Source organism: uncultured Lactobacillus sp. (assembly GCF_947367125.1).
Lineage (GTDB): Bacteria > Bacillota > Bacilli > Lactobacillales > Lactobacillaceae > Lactobacillus.
The window spans coordinates 1-22,855 of sequence record NZ_CANBCQ010000037.1 but is presented as its reverse complement, the minus strand read 5'-3'; the positions used below and the strand labels follow the sequence as shown (position 1 = coordinate 22,855).

Sequence of the window (22,855 nt, the reverse complement as noted above, 5' to 3'; positions counted from 1 at the left end):
GAACTCCTTTTTCTAATGTTTAAAGAAATAAATTTAAGGAATCATTCATCCTTACACAAACTATTTTACAGTCTCAATAAAAAAGTGATTTTAATTATGTCGGAGCAAAAATCAGCTTTTTTTAAACATCTTGTAAAATATACTAATTTGATGGGTGAAAAAGAGGAACATCATCAAGCAAAAATGTTATTAAAATCAGCATTAACTGCAGCTGGTTTTAAAGCAGAAGTTGAAATTCCGTTGGCAGAAGGACAATTGCGGGCTGATGTACTAGCTTCAGCTAAATTGGCATTTGAAGTTCAATGTGCACCGTTGAGCCAGCAAGAGTTTAATCATCGGCACCGCCTTTATCAAAAAATCGGTGTAAAAGATATTTGGATTGTGGGTCAACGTCATTATTTAAAACGACGGTTAAAGCAGAGGCAGTTAATCTTTTTTCGGAAAAATAAAATTTGGGGCAATTATTATTTAGAAATTAACCCAAGCAAAAATTGTTTTTATTTGAAATACAATGTTTTACAAGAGCCGTTAACTAATAAGATCGTGTATCAAAGTGAATTATTTTTGCTCGATGAATTAGGAATTAAAAGCTTTTGGCAGTATAAGCCGGTTAAAAAATCATATCCGTTAAATATTACTGCTCAAAAACTATATTTACGGCGGCAAATTACGCAAAAAACTAAGTTAGGATTACGTATTGGTAAAATGCTTTATGAACGCAAATTGACAATTGACGATTTACCAGATGCAGTTTTTACTGTTTGGCGTAATCCTGGTGAAGATGATAAAGTAAGTGAATTTTTGCAAAAAAAAGCGCCTTATTAGATAAGGCGCAAATGATTTTTCTCAGATAGACAATTTGGAATGCATTCTTGGCAATCTGGAAGCATTAGATTAATTAGATCACACTGGTTAATTGGTCCTTCCAGTAATACGCCATTTTGTTCATTATCTTCATTGAAGATAACAGTAGTAGGTGTAGCTTTAATGTTCCACTGATTAGCTAATTTTTGATCTTCTTCAATTGAAGTTCGCAAATAATCAGTTTGTTTAATTGCTCGAATATCTTCATCCTTGATGTGCATTTTTTGAGTAATGCGTTGAAGCAAATCAGGAGTGTAGGCTGAGGCATCGTTGCTTAAATTCTTTTGTAATTCATACAAATAGTTGCGAGCTTTTTTGTTGCCATAGGCAAGTTTAATTGCATGGTAATTTTCTAATGCTTCATAAGTAGCTTTAGAAAAGCTACTTATGTCAGATAATTTTTGGGCATCTTTACGTCGACGAATGACATCATCATTGATTAAACAGACATTTGCGATGGGAATATAGTGATAGCAAACGTCAACTCCTAATTCATCAACGGCTTTTCGAATTTGTCTTTCAGTGTCATAACAATAAATCCCTATTGGATTGATGAATAAAAAAATCTCAAACATACTCTCGACCCCTTTAGTAATTTACTACTTTTTTATTTTAGCAAGAAAAAAATGAGTGACAAAAAATATGCTTTATTTTTTATATATTACTTTGAGTGAGCGCTTGCACGAGCGATTTTGCTCTGATTAGTGTTAGCAGCTGTCTGTTTAAAATGATATTTTTGTTCAAGTTGACTCTGAATTTTTTGGATTAAATTAGGATCTGTGTTTTCAATTTCTAATTCCCAATCTTGATAGCCATCAGGGTAAGATGTAGCATCTAGGGTCAATTCACAATTTTGTGGGCCATTTAACAGGATTCTATGAGTTTTACTCCAGGTAAAAAGACGTAGATCCCTTTGTTCAGTAGTAAAGTGTTTATCAAGGTATGTGCCAATATTGCCAGTAAATTTAAATTGCTTTTGTGCTACTAACTTTTGTGCTTGTTCATGAGATAAATTATCATTAATTTCAATCGCTTCATGAAAAATCTTTTGCACTGGGTTTGGATCTGGTACTTTCATCGTTTGTTCTGCGTGAGTAGCGTAAATTCTGATACGCAGACTAATTTGATGCTTTTTTAATAAATTGTCTGCTGTATCAAAATAATAATTTTCTTGAATAAAATCACTTCTAACTGGAAAAGCGCTAGTAATTTGATCATAGACCTTTTTGTTTAAAAGTGTTTTTGCTTCAATTTCTCGATTTTTACTCATCTGTTTTTTCCTCCGAACTGTTTAACTTAATTATATGGTAAAATGAGTTTGTTTGCTTAAGAAAGGAATGTTTTCTCATGGAAATAGATTGGGATAACTTCTTGTGGCCTTATAACGAAGCTGTACGTGAGTTAAAGGTTAAATTTCGTTCTCTTAGACAAGGCTTTTTGACTAAAGGAGAACATTCACCTATCGAATTTGTAATTGGCCGTGTAAAAACTGTAGATTCTATCAAAGAAAAAATGGAACGCCGAGTAATTAGTCCTGACGTCATTGAGACGGATATGCAAGATATTGCAGGAATTAGAATTGTAACTCAGTTTGTTGATGATATTTATAAGGTGGTAGATCTAATTCATGCTCGCGATGACATGGAAGTGGTTGAAGAGCGTGATTATATCCAAAATGCTAAGCCGAGTGGTTATCGTTCATATCATATGGTAATTAACTATATGGTTTACTTACCTGAGGGGCCAAAAAAGCTAATTGCTGAAATTCAAATTAGAACTTTGGCGATGAATTTTTGGGCTACGGTTGAACACACGTTAAATTACAAATATCAGGGTGCTTATCCTGATGATATTTCAGCTAGATTAAAGTCAACGGCTGAAGCAGCTTATAAGTTAGATGAAGAAATGTCGTCTATTAAGGATGAGGTCCAAGAAGCTCAGAAAATTTTTACCAAAAATAAGGGCAAAGAAAAATTATGAAAGTGACAATAGCGCATAATAACTATGATAAAACATTAAAAACAGTAGTGCAGTTAAAAAAGTTGCTTCAGGATAAAGGATTTATTTTTGATGCTAAATATCCTGATGTAGTGATTACTGTCGGTGGTGATGGCACTCTCATCAATGCCTTTCATCGCTATGAAAATCAAGTAGATTCTGTGCGCTTTATTGGAATTCATACAGGTCATTTGGGATTCTATACTGATTGGCGCAACTATAATATTAAAAAAATGGTTGATGCATTAGCAATGACTAAAGGTGAACCAGCTAAGTATCCTTTGCTGGAGATTAAGGTACTAACTGAATCAGGTGAGACCCATTACCATTTAGCTGTTAATGAGTCAGCTGTTAAGCGAGTGTCACATACGCTTGAAGCGGATGTTTATATCAATGATCAATTGTTTGAAAACTTTCGTGGCGATGGCTTGTGTGTTTCAACCCCCACTGGGTCAACGGCTTATGGTAAGTCATTGGGTGGGGCAGTAATTCATCCACGCTTGAAAGCTTTGCAAATGACCGAAATTGCCTCAATCAATAATCGTGTTTTTAGAACTTTGTCTTCACCGATTGTAATTGCACCTGATCAATGGATTACGATCGTTCCTAATGCAGATCACTTTGTGATGACGGTTGATGGAACCAGAATTGATGTGCGAAATGCTAAGAAAATTGAGTATCGTATTTCACGTCATTCTATTCAATTTGATCAATTTGGTCATCATAATTTTTGGTCACGAGTACAAAATTCATTTATTGGGGATAATGATCAGAATGAATAATTTATTTAAATTAACGGTACAAGAAAAAGATCCAAAAAAATTGGGTCCTTTTTTGTTAAAAAATGGTTTTTCTCATCAGGCGTTGAATAATGCTAAGCATCATCATGGAATGATTTTAGTTAACCATAAAAGAAGATATACTAGTTTTAATCTTAAGACTGGTGATGAAGTGCTATTTATCAGTGGTGAAGAGAAGAAAAATGTTTTTTTAAAGCCATCAAGTAAGCCGGTATCAATTGTGTTAGAAACGCCAAATTATCTGGTAGTTAATAAAACAGCTGGAGTATTATCAATTCCTTCGCGGTATGAAGATGATGATGCCGTGGTTAATCGACTATTAGGATATTTTGCCAAAAAGAATGAACATAATTTAAAACCACATGTGGTTACTAGATTAGATCGTGATACTTCGGGTCTGGTTTTAGTAGGAAAAAACTCAATCGCTCATGCTCGTTTTAGCAAAATTAATAAAGCAAAATTTGTAAAAAAATATCATGCCATCGTACATGGCAGTTTTGCTCCTAATCAACTAACTGGTTTAATTGATCAACCGCTTGGCAAAAAAGGGACAAGTGTAAAAAGAGCGGTAATTGAGGGTGGCAAGCCTGCTCAAACTGAATATCAGGTGTTAGATCAAGTTGCAGGAGCCAGTCTGGTTGAACTACGCCTGCTTACTGGTAGAACGCACCAGATTCGCGTACATATGGCTTATTTGGGTCATCCATTGTATGGCGATCCCTTATATGGCGTTCAGGATAATTTCTCGCGTCAAGCTCTAAATTGCTTTTATTTAGATTTTCCTGATCCTTTTGACCAACAAAAACATAAAAAAATTGAGCTTGAAGATCCAGCTGATATGCAAAATTTGTGGCAAACATTAATTAATAAAGAATTCTAAAATTATTAGCTAGAACTTCTAAAAAGCTTGCATACGGTAACCGTTTTCTTTAAAATGAAAGTATAATATTAAAACTATACTTATACAGAAAAGAGGATGCCTTTATGTATTATTCCAATGGTAATTATGAAGCTTTTGCGGATGCTAAAAAGCCAGCAGGCGTGGATAAAAAGTCGGCCTATATTATTGGTAGTGGGCTAGCTGGTTTATCGGCAGCGGTATTTTTAGTTCGTGATGCCCAAATGAAGGGCGAAAGAATCCACATTTTGGAAGAATTACCAGTAGCTGGTGGTTCTCTTGATGGAGCTAAACGTCCTAATGCTGGATTTGTGGTTCGTGGCGGCCGCGAAATGGAAAATCACTTTGAATGTATGTGGGATATGTACAGATCAATTCCAAGTTTGGAGATCCCTGGTGCATCATACTTGGATGAATATTATTGGTTAGATAAAGAGGATCCTAATTCATCAAATTGTCGTTTGATTTATAATCGTGGCGATCGTCTGCCAAGTGATGGTCAATATGGATTAGGCAAATGCGCTAATGAAATTGTTAAGTTGATCATGACGCCAGAAAAAGAAATTCAAGGTGAAACAATTGAAGAATTCTTTAGTGATGATTTCTTCAAAACCAATTTCTGGTCATATTGGTCCACAATGTTTGCCTTTGAAAAATGGCATTCCTTAGCTGAAATGCGTCGTTATGCGATGCGCTTTATTCATCATATTGATGGTTTGCCAGACTTTACGGCATTGAAGTTTAACAAGTATAACCAATATGAATCAATGGTTAAGCCACTTTTGGCATATTTGAAAGATCATGGCGTTCAATTTAAATATAACTGTCACGTTGATAATGTAATTGTTGACCATGAAGGCAAGCAAAAGATTGCCAAGAAGATCGTGATGACTAAGGATGGCAAGCAAAGCGATATTGAGTTGACACCAGATGATCTTGTTTTTGTAACTAATGGTTCGATCACTGAGAGTTCAACTTATGGTAATCAAGATACGCCAGCGCCAATTACTCATGCTAAGGGTTCATCCTGGAAATTATGGGAAAACTTGGCTAAACAAGATCCAGCTTTTGGTCATCCAGATGTCTTCTGTGAAAACTTGCCAGAGCGCAGTTGGTTTGTTTCTGCTACGACTACTTTGAAGAATAAAAAATTGGCACCTTATTTTGAACGTTTAACCAAGCGTAGTCTTTATGATGGCAAAGTCAATACTGGTGGAATTATTACTGTAGTTGACTCTAATTGGGAGCTTAGTTTTACGATTCACCGTCAGCCTCACTTCAAGAGTCAAAAACCAGATGAAATTGTAATCTGGATTTATGCATTGTATTCAGATACTGAAGGTAACTACATTAAGAAGAGAATCGTTGACTGTACTGGTAAAGAAATTGCTGAGGAAATGTTATATCACCTGGGTGTGCCAGAAAGTCAAATTAGTGAGTTGGCTAGTGAAGAAAATATGAATACTGTACCAGTTTATATGCCTTACATCACTAGTTACTTTATGCCGCGTCATGATGGTGATCGTCCGGCTGTTGTTCCTGAAGGTTCGGTTAATATTGCCTTTATTGGTAACTTCGCTGAATCACCGACTAGAGATACGGTCTTTACGACTGAATATTCGGTACGAACAGGAATGGAAGCTGTCTATACTTTGCTTAATGTCGATCGTGGCGTACCTGAAGTTTATGATTCAATCTATGATATTCGTCAACTTCTTCGGGCAATGTACTACATGTTTGATAAGAAGAAATTAGTCGATCAAGAGATGCCATTGCCAGAAAAATTAGCACTTAAAACTGGGATGAAGAAAATCAAAAAGACCTGGATTGAGGAGCTGCTAGAAGAAGCAAATCTGGTTTAAATTAAAGCAATCAAAAAAGCTTGAATTTTCTCAAGCTTTTTTTGTACGTCTTTTGATTAATTTTAAAGCTAACAAAATAGCTAAGGCAAATAAAGCAACTGCAACTACCCAAATTACTGCTTCGATTAAACGCCGCTTGTCCAAGTGGAGAATTGAATCACCACCGTAAGCGTAGAGATAGGCAAAAGGTACTACACCAATGACAATAGGAAAGATTTGTTTTTTACGATTATTTTTATTAATCATAATATTAACGTAACTAACAGTAGCGCTAGGGATGAAAGGAATCAAGTAACCGAGTGTTAGCCCAATCATTGGATACTTTAAGCTGGTTAAAAATTTAAAAATCTTGCTGCTCGTCATTTTTTTCATATCATAAAGTTTTTGCAACAATTCCATTAAAATTAGTTGTCCCAGAATATCACTGATCCAGTTTACTAAAAAACCAATCGCTGGACCATAAAGGATTCCGTTAAGTACACAGAAAATCCCGTTTGATAAACCAGGGATGGCAACGCAAATTGCGTTGAGCAAGAAGAGAAAAGCTAGATCCTCGATTCCGTGACTGCGGACCATGTTAACTAATACTTGCTCATTGTGGTGATCAAAATGAAGGAGTAATTCAATTTCTGGACGGTAATTTAGGTAAAGCTTATATAAGAGCAATAAGCCTAATAAACCACCAAGAATAAAGAGTAATATTCGAATTATTTTTCGTTTCACTTTGTCACCTTCTTATTTTTTGTTTGTATAACTATATTTTACTTTAAATTGTGAGAATAAAAAAGCCATGATGCAGCCTTGCATTACAGCTTATTGAAAAATTTTTATTTAGGAATGTTATTTAGTAAAGATAACTCGCGTACCTTCTGGCACAGGAATATCTTTTTGAATTGGAGTTAAAGCACCGGTACCAGCATTTCTAGTATAGAGGGTAGCGTTGGATGAGTTTTGATTGGCTGCAACTACATAATGTTCAGTTTTATCCCAGTTAAAGTCACGTGGAAAATTACCAAAAGTTGAAACGCGTTGGACCAAGTTTAAAGTGTGATCATCGTTGACCTTAAAGACAGTAATTGAGTTGTGACCTCTGTTAGAATTATAAACGTATTTACCATCTTGACTGATATATAATGCTGCAGCGCCGTTGTGTTCGGTGAAATCAGCAGGAATTGTTTTGTAGGTTGCAATACTTTCAAAATCCCAAATATTTTCATCAAACTTAACTAGATTGATTTGACTGGAAAGCTCGCCAACTACGTAGAAATAGTTACCGTCTTTACTAAAGACAATATGACGGCTACCAAAACCTGCTTCGCATTTATATTGAGCCAAATGTTTTAGGTGGTCATTTTCTAATTTGTAAAAATCAACGGTATCATTACCAAGATCACAACTAACTAAATTACCAGCTGGGGTTTCGTCGAAAAAGTGAGGATGGGGACCATCGACTTGTTCAGGACGGGGACCTAAGGATTCAGCTTGATGAGTAACGGTATCAACTAAGTCGAGCTTACCACCGTCGTTATAACGAAAAACGGATAAAACAGCGGTATGATAATTAGCAGTATAAATTAACTTTTTGTTGTGGTTAATGCCAACATAAGCTGGTGAAGAACCTGGTGTTAAATAGCGATCAACTTCGTTAGCATCTTGGTTACTTAATTGAAAAACACTAATGCCACCTTCATCACCGGCATTGTTAATGGTAAAAATTAAGTCGCCATCTTTTTGAAAATAAGTTGGACCACCAACGCTAATAATATTTTCTGCTTTACCTAAGCGAGCATCTGCTTCTTGACCAGTAAAGGGTAATTCATAAATCCCCTTAGAAGTTTTTTTGGTATAACCTCCGATTAAAACCTTCATGTATGGGCCTCCGTCTCTAAAGAAAATAATTCTAAAGTAAAGTATAGCATGGAAGTAGATTAGGCGCGTAAAAATCCAATTTGTTGTTGGATGAAAATAATCATTGATTTTAAGTTGCTTAAGTTTTTAAGCAGCTTTTCTTATGCTAAAATTATTTTTAAAGAGAGGTAATATTATGAAATGGATTGCAAATATTAAAAAAATTGGTAAAAAAGCTGTCGATAATAAAGATGGCATGGTAATTTTATTTGGTGAAGGCGCTAATAAAGATTTGGAAGACGTTTCTGTTATCCAAAAATTTAGTTCCGATACACCAGTTAGTGGTTTCGTTTTTAAGAAAGGTGACACAATTACTGTTGATGGTCAAACCTATGTTGCTAATTATGTAGGCCCAATGGTAGAAAGCAATATGAAGGCCTTAGGTCACGCAACTTTGTTCTTTAACCGTCCTGTTTCTAAAACTCCACTTGCTAATGCGATTTACTTTGATCCAGATATTGATCAACCATTACCTAACTTTAAAGTTGACGATGACATTGTTTATGAACATATTTAAAGTTTGGGACGAGTAGATGGAAAATAACCAACATAGGGGTGGAACTATCTTAAAAAAATGGTTCCTAGATAATCGTTTTAGTATTGTTTTATTAAATATCCTATTGTTTTTTTTAGTTATTTGGATTTTTAATAAAGTATCTTTTATGCTGAATCCTGCATGGGTTTTCTTTAGTGCAATTTTACCGCCATTATTAGTAGCGGTGATTCAGTACTATGTCATGAATCCTGTTGTTGATTGGTGTGAAAGAAAATTTAAAATACCCCGTGTAGTCACAATTTTGGCCTTATTTATCATCGTGATTGTTGCGTTAATTTGGATTATTAATATTTTGGTTCCTATTGCGCAAAATCAGGTTAATTCATTGATTAAAAATTGGCCTCATATCTGGAATGATGCAGTTAACGCAACCCAGAGTGCCTTGCGTGATCCGCGTTTGTCTGCTTTTAAGGGCAGTATTAAGGGTATGATTAATGATACACAAAGGACTTTATTTAAATCTGGTCAAAATACCATTAATGCAACAATTGGTAATATTTCATCAGCTGTAAGTATCATTACAATGGTGGCAATGACTTTATTGACTGCACCATTTATCCTATTTTTTATGTTGAAGGATGGACATCAACTGCGACCATATATTACTAGATTTGCACCAGAGAGGTGGCAAGCTAGTTTTAGTAAACTGTTGTATGATATTAATTATGCTGTTGCCTCATATGTTCGAGGACAAATTACCGTTGCCTTTTGGGTCGGCGTAATGTTTTCATTGGGCTACATTTTAATTGGTTTGCCCTATGGTTTGGCTTTGGCGATTCTAGCTGGGGTTATGAATTTAATTCCATATTTTGGTACACCGATAGCGATGATTCCGGTAGTTGTAATTTCTATTATGACTTCGGGCTCGATGTTAATTAAAGTTTTGATTGTTTTTGCGATTGAGCAAACCATTGAATCAAGAATTCTGAGTCCTTGGGTAATGGGAAGCAAGATGGAAATGCATCCGATAACTACTATCTTGCTGTTAATTGGTGCTAGTGCCGTTTGGGGCTTATGGGGTGTAATTTTCGGTATTCCAATTTATGCGATCTTGAAGATTATTGTGTCTCGCGTGTACAATTATTATCGAAGAGAATCTAAACTCTTTGAGGAAGATACTGTTTCTTCGACCACGGGGGATGCAGATCATGATGAAACGAATAAATAGTAAATAGTTTTGAAGCGTGGCTTAAAAGCTACGCTTTTTTGATAAGGAGTTTTTGAATGACTAATCACGTAGTTTTGTATGAACCATTGATGCCAGCCAATACTGGTAATATTGCTCGTACTTGTGCTGGGACTAATACTGTCCTTGATTTGATTGAGCCCTTAGGTTTTCAAATTGATAATAAAAAAATGAAGCGTGCCGGGCTTGATTACTGGGATAAAGTTGATGTGCGAATGCATGATGACTTGAATGCTTTTTTAAAAACATTGGGACCAAATGATGAGATGTATTTGATTTCTAAGTTCTCATCTAAAAATTATGCACAAGTTGATTATACTGATCCTGATAAAAATTATTATTTTGTTTTTGGTAAGGAAACAACTGGTTTGCCAGAAACTTTTATGCGTGAATATTATGACCGCAATTTACGAATTCCAATGTCTGATAATATTCGTTGCTATAATTTATCTAACTCTGTAGCAATGGTTTTGCTTGAAGCTTTACGCCAACAAGGTTTTCCTAATATGGAAACAACTCACCATTATGAAAATGATAAGTTGAAAGATGACTATGATCGTCCAGAAAGATATGAACGTAATTTAGGGGAGAATAAATAATGGATTTTGAAAAACAAACAGAAATTATTGTGCAAGCATTTCATTATGACTTAGTTGATGAAAAGACTAAGCCAGTTAGTGATGTTCGACCAGGAATTAGAAAATTAGATGTCAGCGGTGATGATGAACATTCAGAAGCTAATGGCAGTTATTATGATGTAGCTATACAATATGATGTAGTACCTGCACCAGCTATGTTTGAAGCAAGTGGGTTGATTCATCAAATTATTCAAATAAAAGATTATCATGGTGACGGTTCTGATATTAGTAATTCAGATTGGCAATTATTAACTCGTCCGTTGGTTGAACAGCTTGAAACTTTGATTTATGAAACTACTCAATTGACTTTGGGTCAGCCCGTTAACTTAAATTTCAAAGCTGAATTCAATAATTAGTCAGGTGAGTAGATGCCTGCAAGAAAGAAAAAAGCTAAAAAGAGCTACAGCAAACGAAAGGCAAGTAAAAAACAAAATCTTAATTGGAGTATTTGCGGTTTAATCTTAATTTTAATAGCGGGATTAGCTTTTGTCCGCTTCGGTATTTTAGGTAAGCAAATTGCCAATTTGATTCGAATGTTCTTCGGTGATTCTTATTTATTTGCTGCAGGTTTGCTGGGACTTTTTGGTTTAGTTAATTTAATTTATAATCAACCGGTTCAGTTGACACTTAAACGAAGTTTGGGACTAGCAATTGCTTTTTTGGGTATTTTATTGCTGCAATGCAATCTATATTTTGAACATGAACTTGTTAACAGTAATTTTTTGAATTCTTTTTGGCATGCAATGGTAGCGGAGTTTGGTCGTGCTGGAGTGACTGAAAGTGTTGGCGGTGGATTAATTGGTTCGCTAGCTTATCAAGTCTTTTATCCTTTATTGGGTCAAATCGGTGTCCGCCTTTTTGCCATCTTATTATTGCCTATTGGGATTTTAATGTTCTTTGATGTTAAATTCAGGACAATTATTGAAAAGTTTCAAACAATTAGCCAATTGTTTATTAAAAAGAATAAAGAAGCTGGCGTGAAAGTTAAGGATAAGTATAACGATGTACTGGAAAAAAGACGACAGCAAAAAAGCATCGAACAAGCTCAGGCTGAAGATATATCTGCTGATGATAGTAAACCAATTTTTCCGAATGTGGCTGATTTTGATCCAGATGACCCTACCGATGAAGCTGTAACCCCAACAAGTGAAGACGTAGAAGTCGAACCAGAGGAAGCACCGGAGCCACAAATTCAGATTGCGCCGCAACATGATGATGTAGAGAAGGCTTTGCCTAAGTCTCATTCCTTTGCGGAAGACGATCAAAAGCTAAAGCGAGAATTAGCTGATGTTGACCATGGTGAATTAAAAACCGATGTCGCAGTTAATAAGGCCTATAAAAAGCCTCCTCTAAGTTTGCTTGATCCAATTAAATCAACTGATCAAAGTACCGATCGAGATTTGATTAAGAAAAATACTCAAGTCTTGCAATCAACATTTAAAAGCTTTGGTGTTAAAGTAATCATTAAAAAGGCAATTTTAGGCCCTACAATCACGCGTTACGAAGTTCAACCTGCTGTCGGAGTTAAGGTTAGCCGAATCGTTAATTTGGCTGATGATCTAGCTTTAGCTTTAGCGGCTAAAGACATCAGAATTGAAGCGCCAATTCCAGGTAAACCATTTATCGGAATTGAAGTACCTAATCGTGCAACTTCTGTTGTTTCGTTTAAGGACGTAATGGAGCACCAAGATAATAAGGCAAAGAAAGATCCAATGGATGTTCCTTTGGGAAAAGATGTTACTGGCAGTATTATTTCTGCTAACTTAGCCAAAATGCCCCACTTATTGATTGCTGGTTCAACTGGGTCTGGTAAGTCTGTGGCAATTAATACGATTTTGGCCAGCATCTTGATGAAAGCCCGACCAGAAGAAGTTAAATTGGTTTTAATTGATCCAAAAATGGTAGAACTTTCTGTCTATAATGGAGTGCCACATTTATTAATTCCAGTTGTGACCGATGCCAAATTAGCTGCTAATGCGCTTAGAAAAGTAGTTAAAGAAATGGAGCGCCGATATAAACTATTTGCTGCAGGCGGCGTTAGAAATATGGGCGAGTATAACCAAAAGGTAGCCGAAAACAATCGCGATAAATCTAAGCCGGTCATGAAACCATTGCCTTATATCTTGGTTGTGGTTGATGAACTTAGTGATTTAATGATGGTCGGTGGTCACGATGTTGAAGGCGCAATCGTCCGTTTAGGTCAAATGGCACGTGCTGCCGGTATCCACATGATTTTAGCAACTCAGCGTCCAAGTGTTGATGTTATTACTGGATTAATTAAGGCAAATGTCCCATCAAGAATTTCTTTTGCTGTCTCAAGCGGGGTTGACTCCAGAACTATTTTGGATCAAACTGGTGCAGAAAAACTACTGGGACGCGGTGATATGCTTTATATGCCAATAGGGGCTTCTAAGCCAGAGCGTGTTCAAGGCGCTTATATTGCAAGTGATGAAGTAGAACGTGTAATTGAATGGGTTAAAAAGCAACAAGAAGTCGATTATGATGAAACAATGATTCCTAAAAAAGGAGAAAGTTCATCAAGTAACGACAGTGAAAATGATGAACCAGAAGATGAGTTCTATAATCAAGCTGTCGACTTAGTACGCCGGCAGCAGACAGCTAGTGTGTCTATGTTGCAACGTCGTTTTAGAATTGGCTATAATCGAGCTGCCAGAATTGTTGATGAAATGGAAGCCAAAGGAATTGTTGGTCCATCTGAGGGTTCAAAACCGCGACAAGTTTTAGTACCGCCGATAAAGAATGAAGGTAATTCAAACAATGCTCACAACTAATATTACAGTTAGAAAAAATAAAAAATTCACAACAGCCGCTATTGGCTGTTTTTTGCGTTTGCCGCTCACTAAGCATAATCTAGCTTACGCTAGTTTATTGGCTCGAATGCAAATGAACAGTTGTTTAAGCTATCCATCATTAGCTTTACAGCAAAAAAGATTAGCTGATCTGTATGATTTGCAATTAGAAATTGTGCCCCAGGTTTTTGGTAAAGAAGTCATTTTGACTTATTATGCTAATTTTGTGGAACCAATAGAAATATTAGATCCTCATTACACATACGAGGAGATCCTTAATGCAATTGCACAGATTGTTAATCACCCTAATTTTGCAGAGCCGATGGTGGAATATGCGAAAAGGCAATTAGCTGAAGAATATCAAGAATTAATTGAACAACCGACTAATTATGCTTTAGAGCAGTTCTTCAAATCGTGGTATCAGGATCAGCCTGATTATGCAGAAACTTTTATTGGTTCACTTGATGAGATTAAGGCTGCAACTAGTACATCGATGATGCATTACTGGCATAATTTGTCTGATGTGCCGATATTAATCTTAGGAATGACAAGAGATAACAAATTGGTTTCTAAATTAGCGCAAACGATGTTTCAACAAACTGGCTTAACCAAGCCCTTTCAAACAGACGCTTTAACTATTTCTGCTAAAAGAAATCTAATTGAAAAAGAAGATAAGCAGGGAAATACACAGACTCAGTTGTTGATAGGATTTGGTTTAGAGCAAGAGATTGACTATCGTGGTCAAGTGCTGGGAATATTATTGGCACAATATTTGGCTGGGGATCAATCATCAAAATTGTTTACTCAAATTCGTGAGCAATTAGGTGCAGCATATAATGTCGAGGCTAATTGCTTTGCTAACAATTCTTTGTTTTTAGTAAGTGCTGGCCTTGATCCTAATAAAATTGAAGCAGCAAAAAAAATTATTCTTACCGAGATAGGGAAAATAATTCAAGGCGAAGTAGATGATAATTTATTTAAAAAAGCTAAAAAAGCAATGTTGCGTACTATGAAAATAGGCTTAGATGGGCAAAGTTGGCAATTAGGTCAAATGTTGCGTGGAGAATTATTTCCTGGCTACTTGGATTTTGATCGTGAAAGTGCAATTAAAAAAGCTACTCCTAAACAATTGGTGGCTTTTGCACAAAATTTATTTTTTAATGAAAGCTATGTTTTAAAATGATAACACCTAGAATTATCAAAAAAGAATATCCATCAGGTTTTAAAGCTGAAATTATTTTAAAGCCTAATTTTTATCAACGTTTTTTTGGCGTAATCGTCGATTTTGGTAGCAGTGATCCTCAACAAGTTGCTGGCTCAGCTCACTTTTTAGAACATAAATTATTTGCTAAAAAAATGGGTGATTTATCTGCACAATTTGAAGAAATTGGTGCTGATGTCAATGCATTTACTTCGTTTAATGAAACGATGTTTTACTGTAGTGGGATTGAGCATACGCCTAAGATGATTGATCTCTTGTTTGAACTAGTAGGGCAGCCATATTTTACAAAAGAAAATATAGCTCAAGAGGCACCGATTATTACTCAAGAATTGGCTATGTATCAAGATGATCCTACTTGGAATGTGAATAATGCAATTATGCATGACATGTTTAATAATTCTAATTTGGGTATTGAAGTTGTAGGAACTGAAAAGTCAATTAAACAAGTTACGGTTAAAAATTTAACCCAAGTTTATGAGGCAAACTATGTGCCTGGAAAAATGCAATTCGTAGCTTGTGGTGATTTTTCTGATAATCAAGTGCAGACTATTTTGCGCCAAGTAGGAAAATTACAGGGAAAATATTTGCATGGTAGTGACCAATCACCTGTAGCAAAACAAATTAAATTTGCTAAAATGCATGATCAAGTTTTGCCAACTAACAGCAATTCTAATGCTTTTGGTTTGGGAATTCGCTTTAAAAACTTTAAGAAAGTATTATCAAGCTTTGATTTGACTCAAATTCTATTAGAAATAATGTTAGAATCAAAACTAAGTGCGATGGGACCATGGTTTGAAGAAATGAGAAAAAAGCAGCTGCTGATGGATTCGTTGCAAATTTCCGTTAACTACACTAGACAAGGTGATTTTGCAACAATTTTTGGTGTAAGTCCCCAAAGTCCGGCAGTAATTGCAGAGATAAAAAAGGTATTGACTGAACCACTCAAGAAGAATTCAGTTGAATATCGTTTCATTAAACAAAATTTCATTTTGCAAAAAAAGGAATGGTTAGCTCGTACTGTAAGAACAAGCAATGATCTGTCTTATTTGGCAATTGAATTGATTGAGGAAAACTTAGATCATGAAAATTTAGCTCAAAATATAGCTAAATTGCAGACGATGGATTTTGATCAATTCTATAACTATTGCCAAGAAATAATGAAAGATAGTGCTATTTGTTCTGCTTACTTAGAAAACAAGTAAGGGGTTGATAAGTTGAAACGAGCGATTGTCTTTGGTGCAACTGGTGGTATTGGACAAGAGATTTGTCGAGATTTGGCAGATGCGGGTTGGTCACTATATTTGCACTATCATTCTAATGCTCAAGGAGCTCAAGAATTAGCTCAAGAATTATTTGCAAAGTATTCTAAGCAAGATTTTATGCCGGTACAACTGGATTTTGCTGTTAGGGATACAGAACTAACTAGGTTTGTTAAAAATTTATTGCCAGTTAATGCAGCAGTTTTTGCTCAAGGAATTACTAAGTATGGTTTTTTGGGTGATGAAGACCTGAGTGACATTACTAAATTAATTAACATAAATCTTACTGTGCCAATTAAACTAACTAAATTGTTAGAGCCGCAGCTGATGAAGCAAAATTTTAGTCGGATAGTTTATTTAGGTTCAGTTTATGGTGGTGCCGGAAGTGCGTTAGAAAGTGTCTACAGTGCAACTAAAGGCGGATTAACTAGATTTGCTCAAGCTTATGCACGTGAAGTCGCTTCAAATAATCTAACAGCTAATGTAATTGCACCTGGTGCTGTTAAGACGCAGATGAATGCAATCTTTTCTGAAGAGACGATGCAAGAAGTTCAAGAGGAAATTCCAATTGGTCGCTGGGCAGTTGGAAATGATATTTCATACTGGGTTAGAACGTTGCTGGATCAACGCAGTGGTTATTTAACCGGGCAGACAATTTATGTAACTGGTGGCTGGCTTTTATAACTAAGGCGTTGTAATCAGAATTTTATGGTATACTCAATTTGTTAAATTAAAATTTGAAGAGGTAAATATGGCAGATATCGGAGACAAATTAAAGAGCGCTAGAGAGGCTAAAGGACTTTCGATTGCAGATATTGAAAAAGCTACTAAGATTCAAAGCAGATATCTTGAAGCAATTGAAAAAAATGAATTTGATAAGCTTCCAGGCGATTTTTATGTTAGGGCATTTATTCGTCAATATGCACAAGTAGTTGGCTTGGATGGTAAGGAACTCTTAAGTGATTATCATGAAGATGTTCCAGAAGCTAAGCCTGATGAGTACGTAGAAAACTCGATTGATAACAAGAGTGAAGAAGTACGTGAAACTACTAATAACAAGAAGAATTTGTGGAAAAATTATTTACCACGAATTGCAATTGGTTTAGGTGTAATCATTGTTATTCTTGTGGTTTATGTATTGTATGCTCGTCTTTCTTCAAGTAGACAAAATAATCAAGCTAATAATAATGATGTAACTGTTTCATCACAAAAGTCTTCATCATCATCTTCTAAGAAACCTAAGAAGGTAGCAGTAAGCAAAGTTAAGGTTACTAAGATTAATGATAATGAATACCGAGTTACTGGCTTAAAGAAGAATCGTCGTTTGGTTGTTCGTGCCGGTGATACCCAAAATATTTCTGCAGGTGTTCAAGTTAATGGCAATGCTAATAGCTGGCAATCAACATTGCTTGCCAAGCAAAAGCATACAATGACTTTGCCAAGCAATGCAGAAAGAGTAGTCATCACTTTAGGCAACGACAATGGTACTTCAATTACTATTGCTGGTAAAAAGGTTCCATATGCACCTAATAATGCATATCGGACAATTACTTTGTTGATTGGCAAGGGTAAGAGAACTACTAGTCAAAGTACTAATAACAATACTACGACTAATAATGATAATACTACTAATAACAGTAGCTCTACTCAAAGTCGTACAACTACTCAAAGCAGTACTACACGTCAAAGTAGTCGCCAGCAGTCGTCAGCAACTACTCAAAGCAGTCAACAGACTCAACAAAGTAGTCAAACTCAACAACAATCATCTACAACTCAATCATCTACAGCCAATAACAATGGCGGCAATGATGGCGGAGATAATAACAACAACTAAAATTAATTTAGGAGAGTTAGAATGAATTTACCTAATAAACTTACTGTTTTTAGAATCTTTTTGATTCCAGTATTTATGTTAATCATTATTTTTGGTGGGAATGCTCATGTTGTAGCAGCAGGCTCAACTGTTTATTGGAGCCGGGTAATTGCTGCGATCGTCTTTGCCGTAGCTTCAGCTACTGATTGGTTTGATGGTCATATTGCTCGTTCACGCAACATGGTTACCAACTTTGGTAAGTTTGCTGATCCTCTAGCAGACAAAATGTTGACGATGACTGCATTTATCTTTTTAGTTCAATTGAACTTGGCTCCAGCTTGGATTGTTGCCATCATCGTTTGCCGTGAATTAGCTGTTACTGGTTTACGTTTGATTTTGGCAGAAAATAAGGGACAAGTATTAGCTGCTAAGATGCCGGGTAAGATCAAGACTACTTGCCAAATGTTATCAATCATTTTCTTGTTGATCGGTGACTTCTGGTACATTGGTACTATTTTACTTTGGCTTGCATTGATCTTTACTATTTACTCAGGTTACGATTACTTCCACCAATCATGGGGTGTATTCAAGGGCTCAATGTAAAGAAAAGTATTAAAAATAAATTGAAAGAAGCAAAAAAATGCTTCTTTTTTTATTTTGTAAAAAAATAATTGCAATTTTTTGCGTAATAAATAGTAGAGGGCAAAATCCTTTGAACGTTCGTTTGCATTTTTCTTGCAAATTGGATGATGGTCAAAGTATAATTATTGAGTATGAAAAATAGGAGGACATAAATGGCCAAAGACGAAAAACAGGCTGCTTTAGATGCAGCGCTTAAGAAAATCGAAAAGAATTTCGGCAAAGGTGCTGTTATGCGGATGGGTGAAAAAGCCGATACACAGATTTCAACAGTTCCTACCGGATCACTAGCTCTAGATGCCGCTATCGGTGTAGGCGGCTATCCTCGTGGCCGTATTATTGAAGTTTATGGCCCAGAATCATCTGGTAAGACTACTGTTGCTTTGCATGCAGTAGCAGAAGTACAAAAGCGTGGCGGAACTGCTGCATATATTGACGCTGAAAATGCGATGGATCCTGCTTATGCTGAAGCTTTAGGCGTAGATATCGATTCATTGATTTTGTCACAACCTAACACTGGTGAAGAAGGCTTGCAAATTGCTGATACTTTAATTTCCAGTGGGGCAATTGACATTGTGGTAGTTGACTCGGTTGCTGCATTGGTGCCACGTGCTGAAATTGAAGGTGAAATGGGGGATGCCCATGTTGGTCTTCAAGCAAGATTAATGAGTCAAGCTTTGCGTAAGTTGTCAGGAACTATTTCGAAGACTAAGACGATCGCTATTTTTATTAACCAGATTCGTGAAAAAGTTGGGGTAATGTTTGGTAATCCTGAAACTACCCCAGGTGGTCGTGCACTTAAGTTTTACTCAACAATTCGTTTGGAAGTAAGAAGAGCCGAACAAATTAAGCAATCAGGAGATGTTCTTGGTAACCGAGTAAAAATTAAGGTTGTCAAGAACAAGGTTGCTCCACCATTTAAGGTGGCAGAAGTAGATATTATGTATGGTAAAGGTATTTCTCAAAGCGGTGAATTATTGGATATGGCTGCCGATAAGGGTATTATTGATAAAGCTGGTTCATGGTACTCATACAAGAGCGACCGAATTGGTCAAGGGCGTGAAAATGCTAAGAAGTACCTTGAAGAACATCAAGATATCTATCAAGAAATTCAACAGCAAGTCCGTCAAGCATATGGCATTGATGATAAATCAATTGCTGATCGCGAAAATCCAGAAAAGATTAAGGAAAAACGCGAAGAAGCTGCTGCTGAAAAGAAAGCTGCTACAAATAAGGAGACTGAACAAACAAAATAATTATGAAAAAACCTTGGATTTATTTTCCAAGGTTTTTTGATTTAATTGACATGGACAGAGAGGTTCTTTATCATAAAAGTTGTGTGAATAATTCTAAAAAAGGCGATAGTAATCATGAATAATATGCTAACAATTATGATTCCCGTCGCAACTGCCATTGTTTCACTTTTGGTGGGTTCAGTGGTTGGCTATGCAATTCGCAAGCATTCTTGGGAACAAAAAGCTCAAAATGCGCAGAATGATGCTGACCACATTTTGGCTGATGCTAAAGCTCAAGTAGCTGCAGCTCAAGCTGAAGTTAATGCACAAAAACAAGCAGCAGTAGCTGTTAAGCAAAGTGCAGAAAATACTAAAAAAGAAAAAATTCTTGAAGCTCAAGAACAAATTCGTGATTATAGGCAAAAAACCGAGGATGAATTAAATACTAAAAAAGATAATTTAGCTCGGGAGAAAAATCGTTTGCAACAACGTGAAGATACCTTAGATCATAAGAATTCTTTATTAGACGAACGAGAAAATGGACTCACGCAAAAGGAAGACCAATTGAAGCAGCAGGATGCTAGCTTAAAGGCAAAATTAACTGAGGCTGAAGAATTAGTAGAAACTAGACGGCGTAAGCTCTATGATGTAGCTAAATTAGATAAGGAAGAAGCTAAGAAGATTGTACTTAGCCAATTATCTGATGAGTTAGTTAAAGAGCGTGCCGAGATGATTAGAAATAGCAATGAAGAAGTAAAAGCTAAAGCTGATCATTATGCTAACCAAATCATTGTGGATGCTATTCAAAGTAGTGCAGCAGATACGGTTGCTGAAACAACTGTTTCTGTTGTCGACTTGCCAAATGAAGAAATGAAGGGACGAATTATTGGCCGTGAAGGTCGAAATATTCGTTCATTCGAAGCTTTGACAGGAATAGATCTAATTATTGATGATACGCCAAAAGTTGTTACCTTGAGTGGGTTTGATCCAATCAGACGTGAAATTGCTAAAAGAGCAATGGAACGCCTGATTAAGGATGGCCGTATTCATCCAGCTAGAATTGAAGAAATGGTCGATAAGGCTAGAAAAGAAGTTAATGATGATATTTATGAAGCCGGTGAAAGTGCTTTGATGGAACTTGGGATTCACCGGATGAATCCTGAATTGGTTAAAACGCTTGGCCGCCTTAAATATCGTACTTCTTATGGACAAAATGTTTTGTCTCACTCAATTGAAGTTGGTAAGTTAGCAGGTACAATGGCTGCAGAATTGGGCTTAGATGAAAAATTAGCAGTGCGCGCGGGGTTATTACACGATATTGGTAAAGCCATCGATCATGATATTGAAGGCTCTCACGTAGAGATTGGGGTTGAATTGACCCGAAAGTATCATGAACCCGATGTTGTAGTAAATGCGATTGCTGCGCACCACGGAGATGTACCGAAGTTATCGTTTATTGCTGAACTAGTTGTTGCAGCAGATACGATTTCGAGTGCACGACCTGGTGCAAGAAGCGAGAGTCTAGAAAATTACATTAGACGTTTAACCGATTTGGAAAAGATTGCCAAGAGCTATCAAGGCGTTAAGCAAGCTTATGCTATCCAAGCAGGACGTGAAGTTCGTGTGATGGTTGAACCCGATGAAATTTCAGATGATCATACGGTTATTTTGGCACGTGATATTCGTAATCAAGTTGAAAAAGAACTTGATTATCCAGGTAATATTAAGATTACCGTTATCCGTGAAAAACGAGTTGTAGCAATTGCTAAATAAAGTCAAAAAGGTTTGGAAAGATTGTTTTCCAAACCTTTTTTGCGATTTGTGCAAATTCCGGACTACTTGTATAATTAGAACAAGTAAATAAGGAAAGTAGCCAAATATGTTTAAAATTATTGTTGAATTATTCTTATTAGTAATTATCTCAGCGGCAATTACACCGTTTATTCGACGGCTTGCCTTTGTTTTAGGGGCTGTTGATAATCCTAATGCTCGCCGTGTTAATAAAAAGCCAATGCCCACTATTGGAGGATTAGGGATTTTTGTTACTTTTAATATCGGTACTTTTGTTTTATTGCGGGAGCAATTTCCAACACATGAAATATTTTCAATTTTGCTTGCTTCAAGTGTAATTGTGTTGACAGGATTAATTGATGATATTTTAGAGCTAAAACCCAGACAAAAAATGTTTGGAATTTTTATTGCTTCGCTAATTATCTACTTTTTAGCAGGCATTAGAATGAATGTTTTAAAAGTTCCATTTATGTCGCATGAAGTAAATTTGGGTTGGTGGAGTTTCCCAATAACTATTTTTTGGATTTTGGCGCTAACTAATGCAGTTAACTTAATCGATGGTTTGGATGGGTTAGCTGATGGTGTTTCAATGATCTCTTTGACCACAATGGGAATCGTCGGGTATTTCTTCTTACATACTCACCAGCTTTATGTACCAATTGCTTGTTTTATGCTGGCTGCTTGTTTATTAGGCTTTTTGCCCTATAATTTTCACCCAGCTAAAATATTTTTAGGTGATACCGGAGCTTTATACATTGGTTTTATGATTGCCGTTTTATCATTAAAGGGTTTAAAAAATGTAACTTTCATTTCACTATTAGTACCGATTATCATTTTGGGTGTGCCAATTACTGATACGGTTTATGCCATGATTCGAAGAAAGTTAAATAAGAAGCCAATTTCAGAGGCAGATAAGCATCACTTGCATCATCAGTTAATGCGTATGGGCTTAACCCACCGACAAACGGTATTAACGATCTATGCTCTTTCGTTGGTCTTTTCATTTATTTCCCTGCTATTTTTACTTTCACCGGCTTGGGGTACTTGGTTATTGATTTTAGGGTTGCTAGTTGCTTTAGAGTATTTTGTGGAGTCAATTGGCTTATTAGGAGAAAAGTACCATCCTTTGATGCATGTGATTCAGAAAATTATTAATCAAAGGAGTAAAAATGATCCGACAATTGAAGTTTGGCATTTGGGGGATGAAAAGCCAGATCAATTAAAGAGTAAGAATAATAAGTAAAAAAATCATTTGGATATCGGATTATCCAAATGATTTTTTATTGCTCATGATAATTGTTGAGACTGTAAAATAGTTTGTGTAAGGATGAATGATTCCTTAAATTTATTTCTTTAAACATTAGAAAAAGGAGTTC

Annotated in this window: 21 protein-coding genes and 1 pseudogene; 18 read left to right on the top strand and 4 right to left on the bottom strand. The window is 36.0% G+C overall.

Going from position 1 to position 22,855, the window contains the following annotated elements:
- Positions 1-75 precede the first annotated feature (75 nt).
- Positions 76-825, top strand: a pseudogene (locus Q0Y84_RS09955) (competence protein CoiA family protein); the annotation flags it as partial.
- On the opposite strand, the gene Q0Y84_RS09950 reads toward Q0Y84_RS09955, so the two are convergent.
- Positions 822-1,439 carry a DsbA family protein gene (locus Q0Y84_RS09950; RefSeq protein WP_297953186.1) on the bottom strand — a complete coding sequence of 206 codons (618 nt, stop codon included), beginning with the start codon at positions 1,437-1,439 and terminating at the stop codon, positions 822-824. The pseudogene Q0Y84_RS09955 and the gene Q0Y84_RS09950 overlap by 4 nt on opposite strands.
- Before the next feature lie 86 nt (positions 1,440-1,525).
- Positions 1,526-2,134: a CYTH domain-containing protein gene (locus Q0Y84_RS09945; RefSeq protein ID WP_297953185.1), complete on the bottom strand. Its 609-nt coding sequence runs from the start codon at positions 2,132-2,134 to the stop codon at positions 1,526-1,528.
- A 77-nt stretch (positions 2,135-2,211) separates the two neighbouring features.
- On the opposite strand from Q0Y84_RS09945, the gene Q0Y84_RS09940 reads away from it, so the two are divergent.
- The 4 genes from Q0Y84_RS09940 (at position 2,212) to Q0Y84_RS09925 (ending at position 6,422) form a co-directional block, all read left to right on the top strand.
- Positions 2,212-2,844 carry a GTP pyrophosphokinase family protein gene (locus Q0Y84_RS09940; RefSeq protein WP_297953184.1) on the top strand — a complete coding sequence of 211 codons (633 nt, stop codon included), beginning with the start codon at positions 2,212-2,214 and terminating at the stop codon, positions 2,842-2,844.
- The gene (locus Q0Y84_RS09935; RefSeq protein WP_297953183.1) at positions 2,841-3,644 is read left to right on the top strand and encodes an NAD kinase; all 804 of its coding nucleotides are present in this window, start codon (positions 2,841-2,843) and stop codon (positions 3,642-3,644) included. Before Q0Y84_RS09940 ends, Q0Y84_RS09935 begins: the two co-directional genes overlap by 4 nt.
- Positions 3,637-4,542 (top strand): RluA family pseudouridine synthase, encoded by a 906-nt coding sequence (locus Q0Y84_RS09930; protein WP_297953182.1) that lies wholly within the window; start codon positions 3,637-3,639, stop codon positions 4,540-4,542. The genes Q0Y84_RS09935 and Q0Y84_RS09930 overlap by 8 nt, the downstream gene beginning before the upstream one ends.
- A gap of 104 nt (positions 4,543-4,646) precedes the next feature.
- Entirely contained in the window at positions 4,647-6,422 is a 1,776-nt protein-coding gene (locus Q0Y84_RS09925) for an oleate hydratase (RefSeq protein WP_297953181.1), read from the top strand.
- A gap of 30 nt (positions 6,423-6,452) precedes the next feature.
- Here Q0Y84_RS09925 and Q0Y84_RS09920 read toward each other — a convergent pair whose 3' ends face one another.
- Positions 6,453-7,145: a TVP38/TMEM64 family protein gene (locus Q0Y84_RS09920; protein ID WP_297953180.1), complete on the bottom strand. Its 693-nt coding sequence runs from the start codon at positions 7,143-7,145 to the stop codon at positions 6,453-6,455.
- A gap of 117 nt (positions 7,146-7,262) precedes the next feature.
- Positions 7,263-8,291 (bottom strand): lactonase family protein, encoded by a 1,029-nt coding sequence (locus Q0Y84_RS09915; RefSeq protein ID WP_297953179.1) that lies wholly within the window; start codon positions 8,289-8,291, stop codon positions 7,263-7,265.
- 175 nt (positions 8,292-8,466) lie between these two features.
- On the opposite strand from Q0Y84_RS09915, the gene Q0Y84_RS09910 reads away from it, so the two are divergent.
- From Q0Y84_RS09910 to Q0Y84_RS09850, 13 genes are all read left to right on the top strand, one after another.
- Positions 8,467-8,847, top strand: a complete 381-nt coding sequence (locus Q0Y84_RS09910) for a PTS glucitol/sorbitol transporter subunit IIA (RefSeq protein WP_297953178.1) — start codon at positions 8,467-8,469, stop codon at positions 8,845-8,847.
- Positions 8,848-8,863: 16 nt separating this feature from the next.
- Positions 8,864-10,054, top strand: a complete 1,191-nt coding sequence (locus tag Q0Y84_RS09905) for an AI-2E family transporter (protein WP_297953177.1) — start codon at positions 8,864-8,866, stop codon at positions 10,052-10,054.
- Between the two features lie 56 nt (positions 10,055-10,110).
- Entirely contained in the window at positions 10,111-10,671 is a 561-nt protein-coding gene (locus Q0Y84_RS09900) for a tRNA (cytidine(34)-2'-O)-methyltransferase (RefSeq protein WP_297953176.1), read from the top strand.
- Complete coding sequence (locus tag Q0Y84_RS09895; RefSeq protein WP_297953175.1) at positions 10,671-11,066, top strand: DUF1149 family protein; 396 nt, start codon at positions 10,671-10,673, stop codon at positions 11,064-11,066. Before Q0Y84_RS09900 ends, Q0Y84_RS09895 begins: the two co-directional genes overlap by 1 nt.
- A 12-nt stretch (positions 11,067-11,078) precedes the next feature.
- Positions 11,079-13,502, top strand: a complete 2,424-nt coding sequence (locus Q0Y84_RS09890; protein WP_297953174.1) for a DNA translocase FtsK — start codon at positions 11,079-11,081, stop codon at positions 13,500-13,502.
- On the top strand, positions 13,489-14,703 hold the full coding sequence (locus Q0Y84_RS09885) for an insulinase family protein (RefSeq protein WP_297953173.1): 1,215 nt from the start codon (positions 13,489-13,491) through the stop codon (positions 14,701-14,703). Before Q0Y84_RS09890 ends, Q0Y84_RS09885 begins: the two co-directional genes overlap by 14 nt.
- Positions 14,700-15,944 (top strand): pitrilysin family protein, encoded by a 1,245-nt coding sequence (locus Q0Y84_RS09880; protein WP_297953172.1) that lies wholly within the window; start codon positions 14,700-14,702, stop codon positions 15,942-15,944. Before Q0Y84_RS09885 ends, Q0Y84_RS09880 begins: the two co-directional genes overlap by 4 nt.
- A gap of 12 nt (positions 15,945-15,956) precedes the next feature.
- Positions 15,957-16,685: an SDR family NAD(P)-dependent oxidoreductase gene (locus tag Q0Y84_RS09875; RefSeq protein ID WP_297953171.1), complete on the top strand. Its 729-nt coding sequence runs from the start codon at positions 15,957-15,959 to the stop codon at positions 16,683-16,685.
- 67 nt (positions 16,686-16,752) lie between these two features.
- Positions 16,753-17,835, top strand: coding sequence for a helix-turn-helix domain-containing protein (locus Q0Y84_RS09870; RefSeq protein WP_297953170.1), 1,083 nt, complete (start codon positions 16,753-16,755; stop codon positions 17,833-17,835).
- A gap of 21 nt (positions 17,836-17,856) precedes the next feature.
- On the top strand, positions 17,857-18,417 hold the full coding sequence (gene pgsA / locus Q0Y84_RS09865; RefSeq protein ID WP_297953169.1) for a CDP-diacylglycerol--glycerol-3-phosphate 3-phosphatidyltransferase: 561 nt from the start codon (positions 17,857-17,859) through the stop codon (positions 18,415-18,417).
- Between the two features lie 191 nt (positions 18,418-18,608).
- Positions 18,609-19,709 carry a recombinase RecA gene (gene recA / locus Q0Y84_RS09860; protein WP_297953168.1) on the top strand — a complete coding sequence of 367 codons (1,101 nt, stop codon included), beginning with the start codon at positions 18,609-18,611 and terminating at the stop codon, positions 19,707-19,709.
- Between the two features lie 114 nt (positions 19,710-19,823).
- The gene (gene rny, locus Q0Y84_RS09855; protein ID WP_297953161.1) at positions 19,824-21,461 is read left to right on the top strand and encodes a ribonuclease Y; all 1,638 of its coding nucleotides are present in this window, start codon (positions 19,824-19,826) and stop codon (positions 21,459-21,461) included.
- 106 nt (positions 21,462-21,567) lie between these two features.
- Positions 21,568-22,722 (top strand): glycosyltransferase family 4 protein, encoded by a 1,155-nt coding sequence (locus Q0Y84_RS09850; RefSeq protein ID WP_297953159.1) that lies wholly within the window; start codon positions 21,568-21,570, stop codon positions 22,720-22,722.
- Positions 22,723-22,855: the final 133 nt, after the last annotated feature.

Coding starts and splice junctions, on each gene's coding strand:
- Q0Y84_RS09890 (WP_297953174.1), top strand. CDS start 11,079: ATGCCTGCAAGAAAGAAAAAAGCTAAAAAGAGCTACAGCAAACGAAAG.
- pgsA (WP_297953169.1), top strand. CDS start 17,857: ATGAATTTACCTAATAAACTTACTGTTTTTAGAATCTTTTTGATTCCA.
- Q0Y84_RS09940 (WP_297953184.1), top strand. CDS start 2,212: ATGGAAATAGATTGGGATAACTTCTTGTGGCCTTATAACGAAGCTGTA.
- Q0Y84_RS09885 (WP_297953173.1), top strand. CDS start 13,489: ATGCTCACAACTAATATTACAGTTAGAAAAAATAAAAAATTCACAACA.
- rny (WP_297953161.1), top strand. CDS start 19,824: ATGAATAATATGCTAACAATTATGATTCCCGTCGCAACTGCCATTGTT.
- Q0Y84_RS09935 (WP_297953183.1), top strand. CDS start 2,841: ATGAAAGTGACAATAGCGCATAATAACTATGATAAAACATTAAAAACA.
- Q0Y84_RS09870 (WP_297953170.1), top strand. CDS start 16,753: ATGGCAGATATCGGAGACAAATTAAAGAGCGCTAGAGAGGCTAAAGGA.
- Q0Y84_RS09895 (WP_297953175.1), top strand. CDS start 10,671: ATGGATTTTGAAAAACAAACAGAAATTATTGTGCAAGCATTTCATTAT.
- Q0Y84_RS09930 (WP_297953182.1), top strand. CDS start 3,637: ATGAATAATTTATTTAAATTAACGGTACAAGAAAAAGATCCAAAAAAA.
- Q0Y84_RS09915 (WP_297953179.1), bottom strand. CDS start 8,291: ATGAAGGTTTTAATCGGAGGTTATACCAAAAAAACTTCTAAGGGGATT.
- Q0Y84_RS09900 (WP_297953176.1), top strand. CDS start 10,111: ATGACTAATCACGTAGTTTTGTATGAACCATTGATGCCAGCCAATACT.
- Q0Y84_RS09880 (WP_297953172.1), top strand. CDS start 14,700: ATGATAACACCTAGAATTATCAAAAAAGAATATCCATCAGGTTTTAAA.
- Q0Y84_RS09950 (WP_297953186.1), bottom strand. CDS start 1,439: ATGTTTGAGATTTTTTTATTCATCAATCCAATAGGGATTTATTGTTAT.
- Q0Y84_RS09925 (WP_297953181.1), top strand. CDS start 4,647: ATGTATTATTCCAATGGTAATTATGAAGCTTTTGCGGATGCTAAAAAG.
- recA (WP_297953168.1), top strand. CDS start 18,609: ATGGCCAAAGACGAAAAACAGGCTGCTTTAGATGCAGCGCTTAAGAAA.
- Q0Y84_RS09910 (WP_297953178.1), top strand. CDS start 8,467: ATGAAATGGATTGCAAATATTAAAAAAATTGGTAAAAAAGCTGTCGAT.
- Q0Y84_RS09905 (WP_297953177.1), top strand. CDS start 8,864: ATGGAAAATAACCAACATAGGGGTGGAACTATCTTAAAAAAATGGTTC.
- Q0Y84_RS09850 (WP_297953159.1), top strand. CDS start 21,568: ATGTTTAAAATTATTGTTGAATTATTCTTATTAGTAATTATCTCAGCG.
- Q0Y84_RS09945 (WP_297953185.1), bottom strand. CDS start 2,134: ATGAGTAAAAATCGAGAAATTGAAGCAAAAACACTTTTAAACAAAAAG.